At 70.8% G+C, this 13,708-nt stretch carries 16 protein-coding genes; 8 read left to right on the top strand and 8 right to left on the bottom strand.

All coding sequences use genetic code 11. The annotated features are described in order from the left end of the window. Position 1: 1 nt before the first annotated feature. The 6 genes from ACGFNI_RS18545 to ACGFNI_RS18570 are packed head-to-tail and all read left to right on the top strand — an operon-like array spanning position 2 to position 4,092. Positions 2 to 436 carry a cupin domain-containing protein gene (locus ACGFNI_RS18545; RefSeq protein WP_393684985.1) on the top strand — a complete coding sequence of 145 codons (435 nt, stop codon included), beginning with the start codon at positions 2 to 4 and terminating at the stop codon, positions 434 to 436. After that, positions 433 to 1,701 carry a beta-ketoacyl-[acyl-carrier-protein] synthase family protein gene (locus tag ACGFNI_RS18550; protein WP_393684987.1) on the top strand — a complete coding sequence of 423 codons (1,269 nt, stop codon included), beginning with the start codon at positions 433 to 435 and terminating at the stop codon, positions 1,699 to 1,701. Before ACGFNI_RS18545 ends, ACGFNI_RS18550 begins: the two co-directional genes overlap by 4 nt. Further along, the gene (locus ACGFNI_RS18555) at positions 1,698 to 2,948 is read left to right on the top strand and encodes a beta-ketoacyl synthase N-terminal-like domain-containing protein (protein ID WP_393684988.1); all 1,251 of its coding nucleotides are present in this window, start codon (positions 1,698 to 1,700) and stop codon (positions 2,946 to 2,948) included. Before ACGFNI_RS18550 ends, ACGFNI_RS18555 begins: the two co-directional genes overlap by 4 nt. 15 nt (positions 2,949 to 2,963) lie before the next feature. Then, positions 2,964 to 3,221 (top strand): acyl carrier protein, encoded by a 258-nt coding sequence (locus ACGFNI_RS18560; RefSeq protein ID WP_393684989.1) that lies wholly within the window; start codon positions 2,964 to 2,966, stop codon positions 3,219 to 3,221. Position 3,222: 1 nt separating this feature from the next. Further along, complete coding sequence (locus ACGFNI_RS18565; protein WP_393684990.1) at positions 3,223 to 3,702, top strand: SRPBCC family protein; 480 nt, start codon at positions 3,223 to 3,225, stop codon at positions 3,700 to 3,702. Positions 3,703 to 3,759: 57 nt separating this feature from the next. After that, a complete protein-coding gene (locus ACGFNI_RS18570; protein ID WP_393684991.1) occupies positions 3,760 to 4,092 on the top strand; it encodes a TcmI family type II polyketide cyclase in 333 nt (110 codons plus the stop codon). An 84-nt stretch (positions 4,093 to 4,176) separates the two neighbouring features. On the opposite strand, the gene ACGFNI_RS18575 is transcribed toward ACGFNI_RS18570, so the two are convergent. Further along, complete coding sequence (locus ACGFNI_RS18575) at positions 4,177 to 5,205, bottom strand: methyltransferase (protein ID WP_393684993.1); 1,029 nt, start codon at positions 5,203 to 5,205, stop codon at positions 4,177 to 4,179. Positions 5,206 to 5,242: 37 nt separating this feature from the next. Then, positions 5,243 to 6,301 (bottom strand): nitrous oxide reductase family maturation protein NosD, encoded by a 1,059-nt coding sequence (locus tag ACGFNI_RS18580; protein ID WP_393684995.1) that lies wholly within the window; start codon positions 6,299 to 6,301, stop codon positions 5,243 to 5,245. Between the two features lie 231 nt (positions 6,302 to 6,532). Between ACGFNI_RS18580 and ACGFNI_RS18585 the strand changes: the two genes are divergently transcribed. After that, the gene (locus tag ACGFNI_RS18585) at positions 6,533 to 7,057 is read left to right on the top strand and encodes a DUF664 domain-containing protein (protein WP_393684997.1); all 525 of its coding nucleotides are present in this window, start codon (positions 6,533 to 6,535) and stop codon (positions 7,055 to 7,057) included. Positions 7,058 to 7,090: 33 nt separating this feature from the next. On the opposite strand, the gene ACGFNI_RS18590 is transcribed toward ACGFNI_RS18585, so the two are convergent. Further along, positions 7,091 to 7,963 carry a PaaX family transcriptional regulator C-terminal domain-containing protein gene (locus tag ACGFNI_RS18590; RefSeq protein WP_393684998.1) on the bottom strand — a complete coding sequence of 291 codons (873 nt, stop codon included), beginning with the start codon at positions 7,961 to 7,963 and terminating at the stop codon, positions 7,091 to 7,093. A 118-nt stretch (positions 7,964 to 8,081) separates the two neighbouring features. Then, positions 8,082 to 8,648 carry a TetR/AcrR family transcriptional regulator gene (locus ACGFNI_RS18595; protein ID WP_393685000.1) on the bottom strand — a complete coding sequence of 189 codons (567 nt, stop codon included), beginning with the start codon at positions 8,646 to 8,648 and terminating at the stop codon, positions 8,082 to 8,084. 87 nt (positions 8,649 to 8,735) lie between these two features. On the opposite strand from ACGFNI_RS18595, the gene ACGFNI_RS18600 reads away from it, so the two are divergent. Further along, complete coding sequence (locus ACGFNI_RS18600) at positions 8,736 to 9,197, top strand: DUF1348 family protein (protein ID WP_393685002.1); 462 nt, start codon at positions 8,736 to 8,738, stop codon at positions 9,195 to 9,197. 110 nt (positions 9,198 to 9,307) lie between these two features. Here the strand turns inward: ACGFNI_RS18600 and ACGFNI_RS18605 are convergent, their stop codons facing one another. From ACGFNI_RS18605 to ACGFNI_RS18620, 4 genes are read right to left on the bottom strand one after another with little or no spacing between them, the layout of a single operon-like run. Then, positions 9,308 to 10,747, bottom strand: a complete 1,440-nt coding sequence (locus tag ACGFNI_RS18605) for an MFS transporter (RefSeq protein ID WP_393685004.1) — start codon at positions 10,745 to 10,747, stop codon at positions 9,308 to 9,310. Then, positions 10,744 to 12,039, bottom strand: a complete 1,296-nt coding sequence (locus ACGFNI_RS18610) for a hypothetical protein (protein WP_393685005.1) — start codon at positions 12,037 to 12,039, stop codon at positions 10,744 to 10,746. The genes ACGFNI_RS18605 and ACGFNI_RS18610 overlap by 4 nt, the downstream gene beginning before the upstream one ends. Further along, entirely contained in the window at positions 12,036 to 12,818 is a 783-nt protein-coding gene (locus tag ACGFNI_RS18615; RefSeq protein ID WP_393685006.1) for a creatininase family protein, read from the bottom strand. The genes ACGFNI_RS18610 and ACGFNI_RS18615 overlap by 4 nt, the downstream gene beginning before the upstream one ends. Further along, complete coding sequence (locus tag ACGFNI_RS18620) at positions 12,815 to 13,708, bottom strand: dihydroorotate dehydrogenase (protein WP_393685007.1); 894 nt, start codon at positions 13,706 to 13,708, stop codon at positions 12,815 to 12,817. Before ACGFNI_RS18620 ends, ACGFNI_RS18615 begins: the two co-directional genes overlap by 4 nt.

Here is a 13,708-nt window from a genome sequence, read left to right on the forward strand (position 1 = left end):
CATGACCACGCACCGCCCACGCATCGTGGACCTCAGCGAGACGCAGCCCAACCGGCGCCGCGGAGGTGACCTGCGCGCGATGCTGACACCGAGCGCGGTGGGCGCCACGAGCGGCTTCATGGGCATGGCCCTGGTGCAGCCGGGCGAGCAGATCGGCGAGCACTACCACCCGTACTCGGAGGAGTTCGTCTACGTCGTCAACGGCGCGCTGGAGGTGGACCTCGACGGTGAGCCGCACCCGCTCCGGCCCGACCAGGGGCTGCTGATCCCCATCCGGATGCGGCACCGCTTCCGCAATGTCGGGGACGTCGAGGCCCGGATGGTCTTCCATCTCGGCCCGCTGGCGCCGCGCCCCGAGCTGGGGCACGTGGACACCGAGGGGGCGGATGCCGTCTCGCAGGCCGCCCCACCCGAACGTGCGGAGCCGGTTTCATGACCCGCCGTATCGCGGTGACCGGGATCGGCATCGTCGCTCCCGGCGGTGTGGGGGTGCCCGCGTTCTGGGACCTGCTGACCGCGGGGCGGACGGCGACCAGGGGCATCACCCTCTTCGATCCGACGGGGTTCCGCTCGCGGATCGCCGCGGAGTGCGACTTCGACCCGGCGGCCCACGGGCTGAGCGGGGAACAGGTCGCGCGCTCGGACAGGTACATCCAGTTCGCGCTGGTGGCGACCGGCGAGGCGCTGCGGGACGCGGGCCTGGACCCGGCCGCGGAGGATCCGTGGCGGGTCGGGGTGTCGCTCGGCACCGCGGTCGGCGGCACCACGCGTCTGGAGAACGACTACGTCGCCGTCAGCGGTTCCGGGGCGCGGTGGGATGTGGACCACCGGCCGGCCGGCCGCCACTTGCAGCGGGCCTTCTCCCCCAGTTCGCTGGCGTCGGCCGTGGCGGAGGAGATCGGGGCGCGGGGGCCGGTGCAGACCGTTTCGACGGGCTGCACCTCCGGGCTCGACGCGATCGGGTACGCGTTCCACTCCATCGAGGAGGGCCGGTCCGACGTGTGCATAGCCGGCGCTTCGGACTCGCCGATCTCCCCGATCACGGTGGCGTGCTTCGACGCGATCAAGGCGACGTCGCCGAACAACGACGACCCCGCGCACGCCTCCCGGCCGTTCGACGCGCACCGCGACGGATTCGTCATGGGCGAGGGCGGCGCCGTCCTCGTGCTGGAGGAGCTGGAGCACGCCCGTGCCCGCGGCGCCACCGTGCACTGCGAGATACGCGGCTACGCCACCTTCGGCAACGCCTACCACATGACGGGACTCACCCAGGAGGGCCTGGAGATGGCCGAGGCGATCAATCACGCGCTCGGCCATGCCCGGCTGGACAGTTCGCACATCGACTACGTCAACGCGCACGGTTCGGGCACCAAGCAGAACGACCGGCACGAGACCGCGGCGGTCAAGCGGTCGCTGGGCGCACGCGCCTACAAGGTGCCGATGAGTTCCATCAAGTCGATGGTGGGCCACTCGCTCGGCGCGATCGGCGCGATCGAGATCGTGGCGTCCGTCCTGGCCCTGACCCATCAGGTCGTACCGCCGACCGCCAACTACGAGACCCCTGACCCGGAGTGCGACCTGGATTACGTGCCGCGGACCGCCCGTGCGGTGAAGCTGCGGTCCGTGCTCTCGGTCGGCAGCGGGTTCGGCGGCTTCCAGTCCGCCGTGGTCCTGAGCCAACCGGGTGGGAGGGAAAGATGAGCTCTGGGCAAGAACGTCGTTGTGTCATCACCGGCATGGGTGTGGTGGCCCCCAACGGGGTGAGCGCCGATGCCTTCTGGAAGGCGACCAGGGAAGGCGTCAGCGTCCTGGAACGGGTCACCCGCGAGGGCTGCGAGCAACTGCCGCTGAAGGTGGCAGGCGAGGTACGGGACTTTGATCCGACGGCGCTGATCGAGGAGCGATTCCTCGTCCAGACCGACCGGTTCACGCATTTCGCGATGGCGGCGGCCAATCTCGCGCTGGACGACGCACGGCTGGGTGCGACGGACGGGGACCGCTCACCGTTCGCGGTGGGAGTGATGACCGCGGCCGGCTCCGGCGGCGGCGAGTTCGGTCAGCGGGAGCTCCAGCGGCTGTGGGGGCAGGGATCCCGTTACGTCGGCCCGTACCAGTCCATCGCGTGGTTCTACGCGGCGAGCACCGGCCAGATCTCCATCCGCGGCGGCTTCAAGGGCCCGTGCGGGGTGGTGGCGAGCGACGAGGCGGGGGGCCTGGACGCGCTCGCGCAGGCCGCCCGCACGGTCAGGCGCGGCACCGACGCCATGGTCGTGGGTGCCGCCGAGGCGCCGCTCGCGCCGTACTCGATCGTCTGCCAGCTGGGGTACGAGGACCTCAGTTACGTGGATGAACCGACGCGGGCGTACCGCCCGTTCACCCAGGGCGCCTGCGGCTTCGTGCCCGCCGAGGGCGGGGCCATGCTGGTGGTCGAGGAGGAGCAGACGGCGCTCGCCCGGGGTGCGCAGGTCCGTGCGGTGGTGGCCGGTCACGCGGCGACGTTCACCGGGCCCTCCCGGTGGGTGGAGTCCCGGGCCGGTCTCGCGCGAGCGATCCGGGGGGCGTTGGAGGACGCGCGGTGCGCCCCGGAGGAGATCGACGTGGTGTTCGCCGACGCGCTGGGCGTGCCGGCGGCCGACCGCGCCGAGGCGCTGGCGCTGGCGGACGCCCTGGGCGGGCATGCCTCGCGGGTTCCGGTCACCGCGCCCAAGACCGGCATCGGGCGTGCGTACTGCGGCGCCCCCGTCCTGGACACGGCGGCGGCGGTGCTCGCCCTGGAGCACGGCGTCGTGCCGCCCACCCCGAACGTCGTCGACGTCTGCCACGACCTCGATGTGGTGACCGGCAGGGCACGTCCCGCCGCGTTGCGCACGGCGCTCGTACTGAGCCGGGGCCTGATGGGCTCGAACGCGGCGCTCGTGCTGCGTCAGGGCGACCAGACCCCCTCGTGAGAAGGAGAACTGCTCATGTCCGAACGACTGACCCTCGAAGAACTGGCGGCCCTGATGAAGTCGGCGGCCGGCCTCACCGTCGACCCGAAGCAGATGGCGTCCCTCCCGGACACGCCGTTCGCCGACTTCGGCCTCGACTCGCTCGGCCTCCTCGGTGTCGTGGGCGAGCTGGAGAACCGCTACGGCCGGCCCCTGCCGGAAGACGCCGAGCACTGCAAGACACCGAACGCCTTCCTCGACCTCATCAACACCGTTTCGACAACAGGAGCCTGACATGCCCGGCCACACGGAGAACGCCATCACCATCGCCGCTCCCCTCGACCTCGTCTGGGAGATGACCAACGACCTGGAGAACTGGCCGCAGCTGTTCAGCGAGTACGCGTCGGTCGACGTGCTCTCCCGCGAAGGCAACAAGACGACCTTCCGGCTGACGATGCACCCGGACAAGAACGGCACGGTCTGGAGCTGGGTCTCGGAGCGGACCACCGACCGCGAGGGGCTGACCGTCCGGGCCCGCCGCGTGGAGACCGGTCCTTTCGACCACATGAACATCCACTGGTCGTACTCGGGGAACAAGACCGGCACGACCATGCACTGGACGCAGGACTTCGCGATGAAGCCGGAGGCTCCCGTCGACGACCAGGGCATGACCGACATGATCAACCGCAACTCCCGCGTCCAGCTGGAACTCATCCGGGACAAGATCGAACAGCGCGACCGCGAGCTGAGGTCCGCTTCCGTCACACCCAACTGACGTCCCCCAGGACCCCGTTCGCACCGCCGCACCGGCGGCAAGGAAGGAACCCTCCCGATGCATCACGCTCTGATCGTCGCCCGTATGGCGCCGGAGTCGGCTCCGGATATCGCCGACGTGTTCAGCGCGTCCGACCGTACGGAACTGCCGCATCTGGTCGGCGTCACCCGGCGGACGCTCTTCCAGTTCGGTGAGGTGTATCTGCACCTCATCGAGTCGGAACAGCCGCCGGGCCCGGAGATCGCCAAGGTGACAGGACACCCCGAGTTCCGCGCCATCAGCGACCGGCTGTCCGCCTACGTCAGCCCGTACGACCCGGAGACCTGGCGGGGCCCGAAGGACGCGATGGCCCACCAGTTCTACCGCTGGGAGCGTGACGGCCGGTCCTGATCCGCCGAGGCCGCACGAAGCAGGCCGCCTGCCGGGGAACTCCTCCGGCAGGCGGCCTGCTTCGTGGTGCGCGGACGGCTCGCGCTACTCGGGGACGGTGCACTCGAAGGCGTGCAGATACGGGTTGACCTGGAGGATGTCGCCGATGACCAGGCCCGCTTCGCTCATCCTGTGCACCAGGCTCTCCTTGGAGTGCTTGGCGCCGCCGACGTTGAGGAGCAGCAGCAGGTCCATGGCGGTGGTGAACTTCATGGAGGGGCTGTCGTCCACCAGGTTCTCGATGATCACCACCCGGGCGCCGGGCCGCGCGGCGTCGACGACGTTGCGGAGCGTCCTGCGGGTGCTCTCGTCGTCCCATTCCAGGATGTTCTTGATGAGGTAGAGGTCGGCCTGGACCGGGACGGCGCTGCGGCAGTCGCCGGGCAGGATCCGGGCCCGCGCGGCGAGCGGGCCGCCGTCGCGCAGCCTGGGGTCCGCGTTGGCGACGACGTCGGGCAGGTCGAGCAGTGTCCCTTCGAGGTCCGGGTGCTTCTCCAGGAGTCCGGCCAGGACGTGGCCCTGGCCGCCGCCGATGTCGACGACGGTGGCGACTCCGGTGAGGTCGAGGAGTCCGGCGACGTCCTGCGCCGACTGCTTGGACGAGGTGGTCATGGCCCGGTCGAAGACCTGGGCCGAGTCGCGGGCGTCCTGGTGCAGGTACTCGAAGAAGCCCTTGCCGTACAGGTCGTCGAAGACGCTGCGGCCCGAGCGTACGGCCTGGTCGAGCATCGGCCAGGCGTCCCAGGTCCACGGTTCGGTGCACCACAGGGAGATGTACCGCAGGCTGTTGGGGGCGTCGTCCCGCAGCAGCCTGGACATCTCGGTGTGGGCGTACTTGCCGTCGTCGGTCTCCTCGAAGACTCCGTAGCAGGACAGGGCCCGCAGCAGTCGTTCCAGGGGCCTGGGTTCGATGTCCAGTGTGGTGGCGAGTTCTTCCGGTGTGGCGGGCGTGTCTCCGAGTGCGTCGGCCACGCCGAGCCTGGCGGCTGCGCGCACGGCCGCGGCGCACGCGGCGCCGAAGACGAGTTCCCGCAGCTTCATGGCCGGCTGCGGGGTGGGGCTCACGGTGGTCATTCCGTCTCGTTTCTGCTGGTCGGGACCGGCGCGTGGGTCAGCACATGCCGGCCGGCTGCGAGGTGCGGCAGATGTTGGCTTCGAAGCGGTTGGTCTTGCCGGTGTCGCGGTTGGCGAGGTCGGCGGGCTTGTTGTCCAGCGCCACGTTTCCTTCAAGGACATGGCGTTCGTTGAGCACCTTCACAAAGCTGTGGAAGAGGACGATTCCGCCGGACAGCGGGGAGTTGCCGACGTTGCCGCGGACGAGGTTCTTCTCCACGCGGGCGTCCTCGGCGCCGGTGAGGACGATGCCGGAGCCCTGGAGTGCGGGCAGGCGCTTGGTGGCGGGGCAGGACTTGTTGTTCTCGGAGACGTTGTTCCGGTTGACCGTCAACGCACCGGCGCGCGGGCGGGATTCGTCGCCGACGACGAACACACCGCTGCAGTTCCCTGTCACCTCGTTGTCGTCGACGCTCAGGTGGCGGGCACGGCGGACGGTGATGCCGATGCGGTTGCCGGTGACGGTGTTGCGGTCGATGCGCGCACCGCGGGTGTTGAGGGCGCCGCCTTCCTCCTCGACCGTGTTGGCCAGGAAGATGCCCGCGTCGCCGTTGCCGGACGCGGAGTTGTCCAGGAAGGTTCCGCGGATGGATTTCTGCTGGGCGATGCCCCACTGGCCGTTGTCGCGTGAGGTCACCCCGCGCACCCGCAGCCGGTCGGTTTCGGAGGCCCAGATGCCGTTCTTGCGGAAGCCGGAGACGGTCAGGGAGTGGATGCCGACGTCACGCAGACGGTGGCCCGCCGTGCCCAGGACGCAGATGCCGTTGCCCTGCTGCCCGCAGGAGTCCGCCGCCCGGGTCTCCGCAGGACGGATCACGGTCCACTCGCCCGCCCCGCGCAGGGTCAGGCCGGGCTTGTCGATCCGCACGCTCTCCCGGTACACGCCCGGCGCGATGTCGACGGTGTCACCCGGCTCGGCCGCGTCCACCGCCTTCTGGATCGACTCACCCGGGTGGACCGTGTAATGGTCGCCTGCCTGGCTCGGTGGGGCCGTGACCAGTCCGGTGACCAGGACCGTTGCCAGGCACCCCGCGTATTTCAGCTGTCGTTTCACCATGAGGCGAAGTTATGGGCGGGCGACGGCGCTCGCCACCTGTGGTAACCCGATGACCACAGTCGGTACACCCGTCGGTATGCCGGGCGGGCCGCGAAGGCCGGTCGGGGCGCTTCCGGTGGTGGGTGCCGTGGGGGCCGACCATCATGGAACGGGCCACCCCGAACGGCACGCGACTGCCGCCCGCCACCGGGGACGGCCGTCCTGCCCCGCCCCTCATCCGAAGGAGCCCGCATGAGCGCCGGAACGGACCTGCTCGTCGATGCCTTCGGCCGCATCCGGGAGGTCGTCGAGGAAGTGGTCAGCGGGCTCGGTCCCGGAGAGCTGGCCGAGCGCCCGGGTGGGGGCGAGGGCAATTCGATCTGCTGGCTCGTCTGGCATCTGACCCGCGTCCAGGACGACCACATCGCGGACGCGGCCGGCACCGAGCAGGTCTGGACGGCGCAGGGCTGGGCCAAGCGCTTCGGCCTGCCCTTCCCGGCCGGCTCCACCGGATACGGCCACTCCCGCAAGGACGTGGCGGCGGTACGCGACCTGACCGCGCGGCAGCTCACCGGCTACCACACGGCGGTGCACGACACCACGGTGGATTACGTCGCGACCTTGCAGGTCAAGGACCTGGAGCGGGTCATCGACAGCTCCTGGGATCCGCCGGTCACGCTGGCGGTGCGGTTGATCAGCGTGATCGCCGACGATCTCCAGCATGCGGGCCAGGCGGCGTATGTGCGGGGCCTGTTGGGGCACCGCGGGCGGGTGTGACACGAGCGCCGGGGGACGGCGCTCTCCGTGCCGTCAGCGCTCCCTGAGCCCCAGCACCGTGGCGACGTGTTCCCGTGCGGGGGCCTCCAGCGCGTCGTGCAGCGCGAAGAACAGGTCGGCCGCGCGGATGCCGACCCAGTCCGCGGGCAGCAGTTCGGCGGGCAGTCCCGGGTCCAGGTAGGGCAGCCGCCGCCAGTCGGTCAGCGCCTGCACGTAGGTGGTGAACGCTTCGGGGCCGTCCACGGGCGTGCGGCTGCCGAGGTGTTCGAGCACCGGGCCGTGGTCGGCGATGAAGTCCGCGTAGAGCGGTTCGAGCTGGGCGAAGTCCCACCACTGCCTGACCTTCTCGGACAGGTCGCCGAAGGCGAGGTAGTCGCAGCGCAGCAGGTCGGCGTAGGCGGTGAGGTCGAGGCGGCGCAGCATGGCGGCGGTCGCGTCGTGCAGGTGGGCCGGTGCGATCCAGACGCCGGCCGAGACCGTGCCGAAGCCGAGCCGGGTGAGCTGGGAGCGCAGCTGGTGGCGCTTGTTGCGCTCGGACTCGGGGACGGAGAAGACGGCGAGCAGCCAGCCGTCGGTGAGGGTGGCGCGGGTACGCCGGAAGATCCGCTCGTCGCCCTCGCGGAGGATGGTCAGTCCCGCTTCGGACAGTTCGTAGCCCGCGGCGCCGTCGTGGCGGGTGGCGTCGAGTACGCCGTGCCGCTTGAGGCGGTGGACGGCCGAGCGGACGGCCTGCCCGTCGACGCCTAGGCCGGCGAGCAGACCGATCAGCGCGGCCACGGACAGCCAGCCACCCTGACGGCGCGAGTAGAGGCCGTAGACGGTGACGATGAGCTGGCGCGGGGTGACGGCCCGGGTCAGCGGTTCCGCCGCCACCTCGGCGTCGGCGACGTCGAATTCGCTGGTCATCCGGTTACCGTACCAACGCCCCCGGCGCCGCCTGCCGTTCGGCCGAGGCGCCGCGGCGGGCCCGCGGCCGGGGCCGGAACGGTGGGGCCCGAGGTGTCGTCGGCAGCCAGGCAGGGGCTCATGGGGAACCGAGAAGCGTTTCGACGGTCGCGCGTGCGTGACGGGCGGGGGCGGTGTCGCCGCTGATGCCGGCGGCGACGATGGCTCCTTCGGCGAGCAGGAACACCGGTTCGGCCGACGGCATCCCGGCGGCCTGCGCCCACCCGGCGATCTGGTCGTGGAACGCCCGCTTGTGCGACCGGACTTCAGCCAGCACGGGCTCGGATGACGCGCCGATTTCACCGTGTGCGTTGACCCAGGCGCAGCCGCGGAATCCGGGCTCCGCGAACCACTCGGCCAGCCAGTCGAAGACCGCGAGCACCCGCTCGCGTGGGTCCGCGACGCGTTCCACGTGAGCGGCCAGGCTGCCCCGCCACTGCTGGTCGCGGCGCTGGAGTACCGCGACCACGAGGTCTTCCTTCGTCGCGAAGAGCCGGTAGATCCGCTTCAGGGGCAGGCCGGATGCCGCGCGGATCCGGTCCATCCCGACCGCCTGGATGCCCCGCTCGTAGAAGAGCGCCTCCGCCGCGTCCAGCAGCGCCTCACGGTCCTGGCGGCTTTGTTCCTCGGTGATCGGGGCCGGCATGGCGGGGCTCCTTGACGTTGAGAAGGGTCGTTCTCTACCTTAGACCCATCGATGGAGAACGCTCGTTCTCAATGTGAGGAGACCACCGTGTCCGAAAGCCGCCCGCCCTGCCCGCCGTTCACCCGGCAGACCGCGCTCCAGAAGGTCCAGGCAGCCGAGGACGCCTGGAACACCCGCGATCCGCACCGGGTGGCCCTGGCCTACACCCACGACTCGACGTGGCGGAACCGGGACCTGTTCGCCCGGGGCCGACAGGAGATCATCGCCTTCCTGACCCGGAAGTGGGAGCGCGAGCTGGACTACGCGCTCCGCAAGAGCCTCTGGGCATTCCACGAGGACCGCATCGCGGTGCGCTTCCAGTACGAGTGGCACGACGCCGGCGGTCAGTGGTGGCGCAGCTACGGCAACGAGCTGTGGGAATTCGACGAGCGCGGCCTGATGCGACGCCGTGAGGCGAGCATCAACGACACCGCCATCACCGAAGCCGACCGGCGCATCTTCGGCCCACGGCCCGCGGACGAACACGGCACCGACTTCCCGCTCCGGTAGCGCCCGCCGGACCCCGGTCGGCGGCCCGCAGTTCCGGGGCGGTGCGGGCCGGCCGACGGGGCGATATGTCAGAGGTCATGTGCCGGAATCCAGGCCGGACACACCCCGGCTCAGGCGCCCCCGGCAGGAGCGTGGGCCGCCGGTGCTTTCGGGGTGGCCAGGAAGATCGTGACCAGGGTGAGAGCAGCGGCCAGCCAGGTGATGGTGTGGAACGCGTCGGTGAGTGCCCGGACCGTTTCCTGGGAGGCACCGGCCTGCAGCGGGGACGACGACGTGCCCGGGGGAAGAAGCAGGCGGTAGGTGACCGTGGTGACCGTGCCGAAAACGGCGATTCCCAGGCCGGCGCCCGCCTCGTAGGAGACGGACTCGATGCCCGCCGCCGCGCCCGCCTGGGCGGAGGGCGCGGTGGCCATGATCAGGTTCGAGGCGACCATCTGGACCAGGCCCTGGCCGAACCCGATCAGGGCCAGGCCGAGCGGCACCACCGTGCCGGACGCGACCAGGACGTACCCGGTCGCCGCGAGCAGCAGGCCGGCGGGCACGCCCCTGCGCGGCCCCGTACGGGAGAGGATCAGTCCGCCCGCTGGTCCCGCCACCATCGCGGCGACCGGCATCGGGATCAGGTACAGCGCGGCGGCCTCCGCCGACAGTCCCTCGGCGAACTGGAGGTACTGCACGAGTTGCAATTCGAAGCCGACCATCACCAGCACCGGCAGCACCGATGCCACCACCCCGGCGCGCAGCGCGGGCAGCCGGAACAGGGACAGGTCCAGCATCGGATGCGCGCTGCGCTGCTGCCGCCGTACGAACAGGACCAGTGCGGTCAGGCCCAGCAGGCCCGGCAGCGCCACCTCAGGAACGGCGACGTCGTCGTGGGTGAAGGCGATGATCGCGTAGGCGCAGCCCAGGAAGCCCACGATCGACAGGAGGGGCGAAGTGGCTTCCCAGGGCTGCCGTTCGGACTCGACCTCGTTGCGCAGCAGCAGCGCGACGGCGGGCACGGCGAGCGCCACGACCGGCAGGTTGACCAGGAAGATCGAGCCCCACCAGAAGTGCAGCAGCAGGAAGCCGCCCGCCACCGGGCCAAGCGCCGACGCGCCGGCCGCGACCGCGCTCCACGCCCCGATGGCCACCGCGTGGTCGCGGCCGTCGCCGAAGGTCTGCCGGATGAGCGCCAGCGTGGCCGGGATGATCATCGCCGCGCCGACCGCCAGCACCGCGCGGGCACCGATCAGGGCCAGTGGTCCCGTTGCCGTCGCGCACAGCGCGGAGGCCACGCCGAAGACCGCCAACCCGGCAAGCAGCAGCCGCTTGTGGCCGATCCGGTCGCCCAACGGCCCGCTGACCAGGACCAGTCCGACCATCAGGAGCGAGTACACGTCCACCGTCCACAGCAGTTCGGTGGGGGACGCGTGCAGTTCGTGGGCGAGGGTCGGGACGGTGATGGTGAGGATGGTGACGTCCATGGCGGCGGGCAGGAAGCACAGCAGCACCACGGTCAGCACCAGCCAGCGCCGGACCGCCCCGACAGCGGGCAGTGTGCTGGTCACGTGCCGAGGCCCAGAGCCGTCCTGGCGCTGACGATCAGTTCATGTAACCCGGCGAGACTTGGCGCGTAGAACATGCAGCTCAGTCTGCCATTGCGCAGATCGGTCAGTTCGGTGGGGACCACGCCACGTTCGGCGTGCCGGGGCGAGGCCACGAGCGGTCCGAGCAGCCGCAGTACTTCCGGCAGATCCGGCCGGTCAGGCAGGTCGTAGAAGTCGTAGTTGCCGACGGCGTGGGTGTCGAGGTAGTGGGGGCCGATGAGTTGCTCGCCGAATTCGTGGACGTGGCTCGATCCGGTGCGGCGGGCGTTGAGGTCGTGCATGTGGACGACGCCGTCGCGGGCGATGGCGTCGATGCCGAACCGCCCGCGGTAGCCGCGCCGTTGCATCTCGCCGGCCAGCCGGAGCCCGCCTTCGGTCAGCGGGCGGTACCACCATGTGTCACGCAGTTCCCGTGCGGTGACGTTGCCGCGCAGGTGGGTGGCGCCCTCGAAGAGCATGTCGGTCGTGTAGCAGAGGTGTGGCGGTGCCTCATCGAGGATCAGGTACTCCACGGAAGGGAAGGTGATGTCGCCGTCGATGAACTCCTCGACGACCACCGGGTCTTCGCCGTAGAACGCGCTCGCGGCCAGGCGTTCGGCGATGTCGTCGTCGCCGGGCCGGAAGATCAGCAGGCCGAGGCTCGCCTCCCCGCGGTCCGCCTTGACGATGCACGGCGTGCCCGTGGCGAGCATGGCCCGCACCGCCGCCGGCACCTCCTGCCGGCCGGCGCAGTGCGTACCGGGCGGGATGCGGCAGGGCCCGTCGGTCATGCCGAGGCCGGTGGCCAGATCGCGCAGTCCCGTCTTGGTGTCGAACAGGTCGCGCAGGCTCTGCTGCGGTGTGCTCTCCGGCAGTTCGGCCACGACGCCGTACTCGGTGCGCAGGGCATCGGCGAACCGCCACAGGTCGGTGGTGGTGGTGTGCGGGATCAGCCGGATCCTGCGTCCGGGGCCCGCGTGGGCGGCGACGGCGGCCATCAGCGCGGGGTCGGCGAGTGTGTCGGCGAACAGTGAGCCGGTCCTGCCCGCCGGGCTGAGGTTCAGCACGCCGTCCAGCTCCAGGAACTTCTGCTGCCAGTCCAGGTGGCTGATCGGCTCGTAGGTGATGAGCATCTTGTTCACAGGTCCCCAGAACAGCGCCTGGTCCTGCTGGGCGTAGCACTCCGACAGCAGCTCGTCGACGCCGTCGGCGCGGACGGCGAAGTCGCGCAGGGTGTCGACCGCGTTGCACACGCAGAGGGTGGGTGTGGTCATGTTCGCTCCTCGCGCAGCAGTCCGCTGCCATCGGACACCAGGTCAACGGCGGCGGAGACCACGTGCCAGAAGAGGTCCTTGCCCAGGTCGGCGGTGGCGCCCGAAGTGCTCGACAGGACACCTTGGTTGGTCGTGCGGCCGACGTCGACGGGGTGCAGGTAGATCCCCGGGCGGGGCGGGTCGGCGTGGTCGGGGCGCGCGGCCGACACCAGGTCGGGGCGGAGGTAGAGCATCAGGCTGGTCTCGGTGATCCCCGCGTGCTCGGCGTGCCACCCGGGGAAGAGCGGTATCCGTCCGGCGAGCCAGTCCGTGTCGACCAGGCTCCACCAGCTCAGCGCGATGAACTCCTTTCCCGCCGCGGCCGGCCGCCTGCCCACCTCGTCGAGTGCCTCGAACAGGAACGGCTCGTTCTCGAAGTGGCCGTTGACGACCAGGAGTCGGTGCCACGGCAGGGCGCACAACGACTCCAGTACGTCCGTCAGGAAGGCCAGCAGGGACTGGCCGCGTACGTGGACGGTGCCGGGGAAGGCCAGCCCTCCCCCGCTCTGCGGCAGCGACCGCGCCGCGATGGATTGGGCCGGCAGGGTCAGGGCGGTCAGCTCGTAGGCGATCTGCCGGGCGAACGCGTCGGCCAGGACGGTGTCCACGGACAGCGGCAGGTGCGGGCCGTGCTGTTCGATGGATCCCACCGGCCACACCACGGTCTGCCCCGCGGTGGCGTCCAGTACCTCGGCGCTGCTCAGGTCGCACAGCTGCGGCCCCGCCGACCGGGGGGTCATGGCCGCACCCGCTCGGACCGGCCCGCCTCGGTGGCGGGTGTGTTGCCTGGATCGTCCCCTCCGGTGGTCTCGGCCACGATCCGGGCGAGCGTGAGGTACATGTCGGTGTGCAGCGCGGTGTACACCTGGGCGGCCACCGCACCGACCCGCAGGTAGTCCTGTACGTCCCGGCCCGACTGGACGCCGCCCGAGCCCAGCACGGGCAGGCTGAACCCGGCCCGGCGCAGCTGCCACAGTGCGGCCAGCACCAGCGGCTTGATGCCAGGTCCCGAGTAGCCGAAGACGCCGCCGAGCCGGAGGTCGCCGGTCTCCTGGTCCACGACGGCTGCGGGCAGGGTGTCGCTGATGGTCACCGCGTCCGCGCCGGCGCGGGCGGCGGCGAACGCACGGGCGTGCAGGCCCTCGCCGCCGGCCAGCTTGACCGAGAACGGCACCGGGGTCGCGGCGCGGACGGCCGCGGTGTAGGTGTGCACCCGCTCGGGGGTGTCGTCGAGGCCGTCCTCCTCATTGAGGCAGGAGATGCCCAGCTCCAGTGCCCGGCAGCCGGCCGCCGCCACACGGACCGCCAGACCGGCCAGTTCCGCCGGGCTGTCGGCGTGCAGCGATGCGATGACCGGCAGCCCGTCCCGTGCCAGGTCGCGCAGGATGCCGAGCCAGTGGTCGACGGACCGTTTGGAGTAGGTGGTGCTGTTGATCATTCCGGTGGGCAGCCGGAGGATGCGCTCGTCCAGGCCGGTCGGCGGGTTGGGGTGGATGGTTTTGGTGACCACTGCGCCCGCGCCGGTCTCCAGCAGTCTGCGGATGTTGCGTTCCTGGTCGGTGAGCAGCCCCGAGCCGACCACGACCGGATTGGCCAGGCTCAGTCCCAGCACCTGTGTCTCGGCCGCCAC

It is taken from the genome of Streptomyces sp. NPDC048644 (genome assembly GCF_043199105.1).
In the GTDB taxonomy this organism is placed as follows: Bacteria; Actinomycetota; Actinomycetes; order Streptomycetales; family Streptomycetaceae; genus Streptomyces.

What these genes read in the sequence shown, in the direction of transcription:
- ACGFNI_RS18545 (WP_393684985.1), top strand. Translation starts at nt 2, where the DNA reads ATGACCACGCACCGCCCACGCATCGTGGACCTCAGCGAGACGCAGCCC.
- ACGFNI_RS18550 (WP_393684987.1), top strand. Translation starts at nt 433, where the DNA reads ATGACCCGCCGTATCGCGGTGACCGGGATCGGCATCGTCGCTCCCGGC.
- ACGFNI_RS18555 (WP_393684988.1), top strand. Translation starts at nt 1,698, where the DNA reads ATGAGCTCTGGGCAAGAACGTCGTTGTGTCATCACCGGCATGGGTGTG.
- ACGFNI_RS18560 (WP_393684989.1), top strand. Translation starts at nt 2,964, where the DNA reads ATGTCCGAACGACTGACCCTCGAAGAACTGGCGGCCCTGATGAAGTCG.
- ACGFNI_RS18565 (WP_393684990.1), top strand. Translation starts at nt 3,223, where the DNA reads ATGCCCGGCCACACGGAGAACGCCATCACCATCGCCGCTCCCCTCGAC.
- ACGFNI_RS18570 (WP_393684991.1), top strand. Translation starts at nt 3,760, where the DNA reads ATGCATCACGCTCTGATCGTCGCCCGTATGGCGCCGGAGTCGGCTCCG.
- ACGFNI_RS18575 (WP_393684993.1), bottom strand. Translation starts at nt 5,205, where the DNA reads ATGACCACCGTGAGCCCCACCCCGCAGCCGGCCATGAAGCTGCGGGAA.
- ACGFNI_RS18580 (WP_393684995.1), bottom strand. Translation starts at nt 6,301, where the DNA reads ATGGTGAAACGACAGCTGAAATACGCGGGGTGCCTGGCAACGGTCCTG.
- ACGFNI_RS18585 (WP_393684997.1), top strand. Translation starts at nt 6,533, where the DNA reads ATGAGCGCCGGAACGGACCTGCTCGTCGATGCCTTCGGCCGCATCCGG.
- ACGFNI_RS18590 (WP_393684998.1), bottom strand. Translation starts at nt 7,963, where the DNA reads ATGACCAGCGAATTCGACGTCGCCGACGCCGAGGTGGCGGCGGAACCG.
- ACGFNI_RS18595 (WP_393685000.1), bottom strand. Translation starts at nt 8,648, where the DNA reads ATGCCGGCCCCGATCACCGAGGAACAAAGCCGCCAGGACCGTGAGGCG.
- ACGFNI_RS18610 (WP_393685005.1), bottom strand. Translation starts at nt 12,039, where the DNA reads ATGACCACACCCACCCTCTGCGTGTGCAACGCGGTCGACACCCTGCGC.
- ACGFNI_RS18615 (WP_393685006.1), bottom strand. Translation starts at nt 12,818, where the DNA reads ATGACCCCCCGGTCGGCGGGGCCGCAGCTGTGCGACCTGAGCAGCGCC.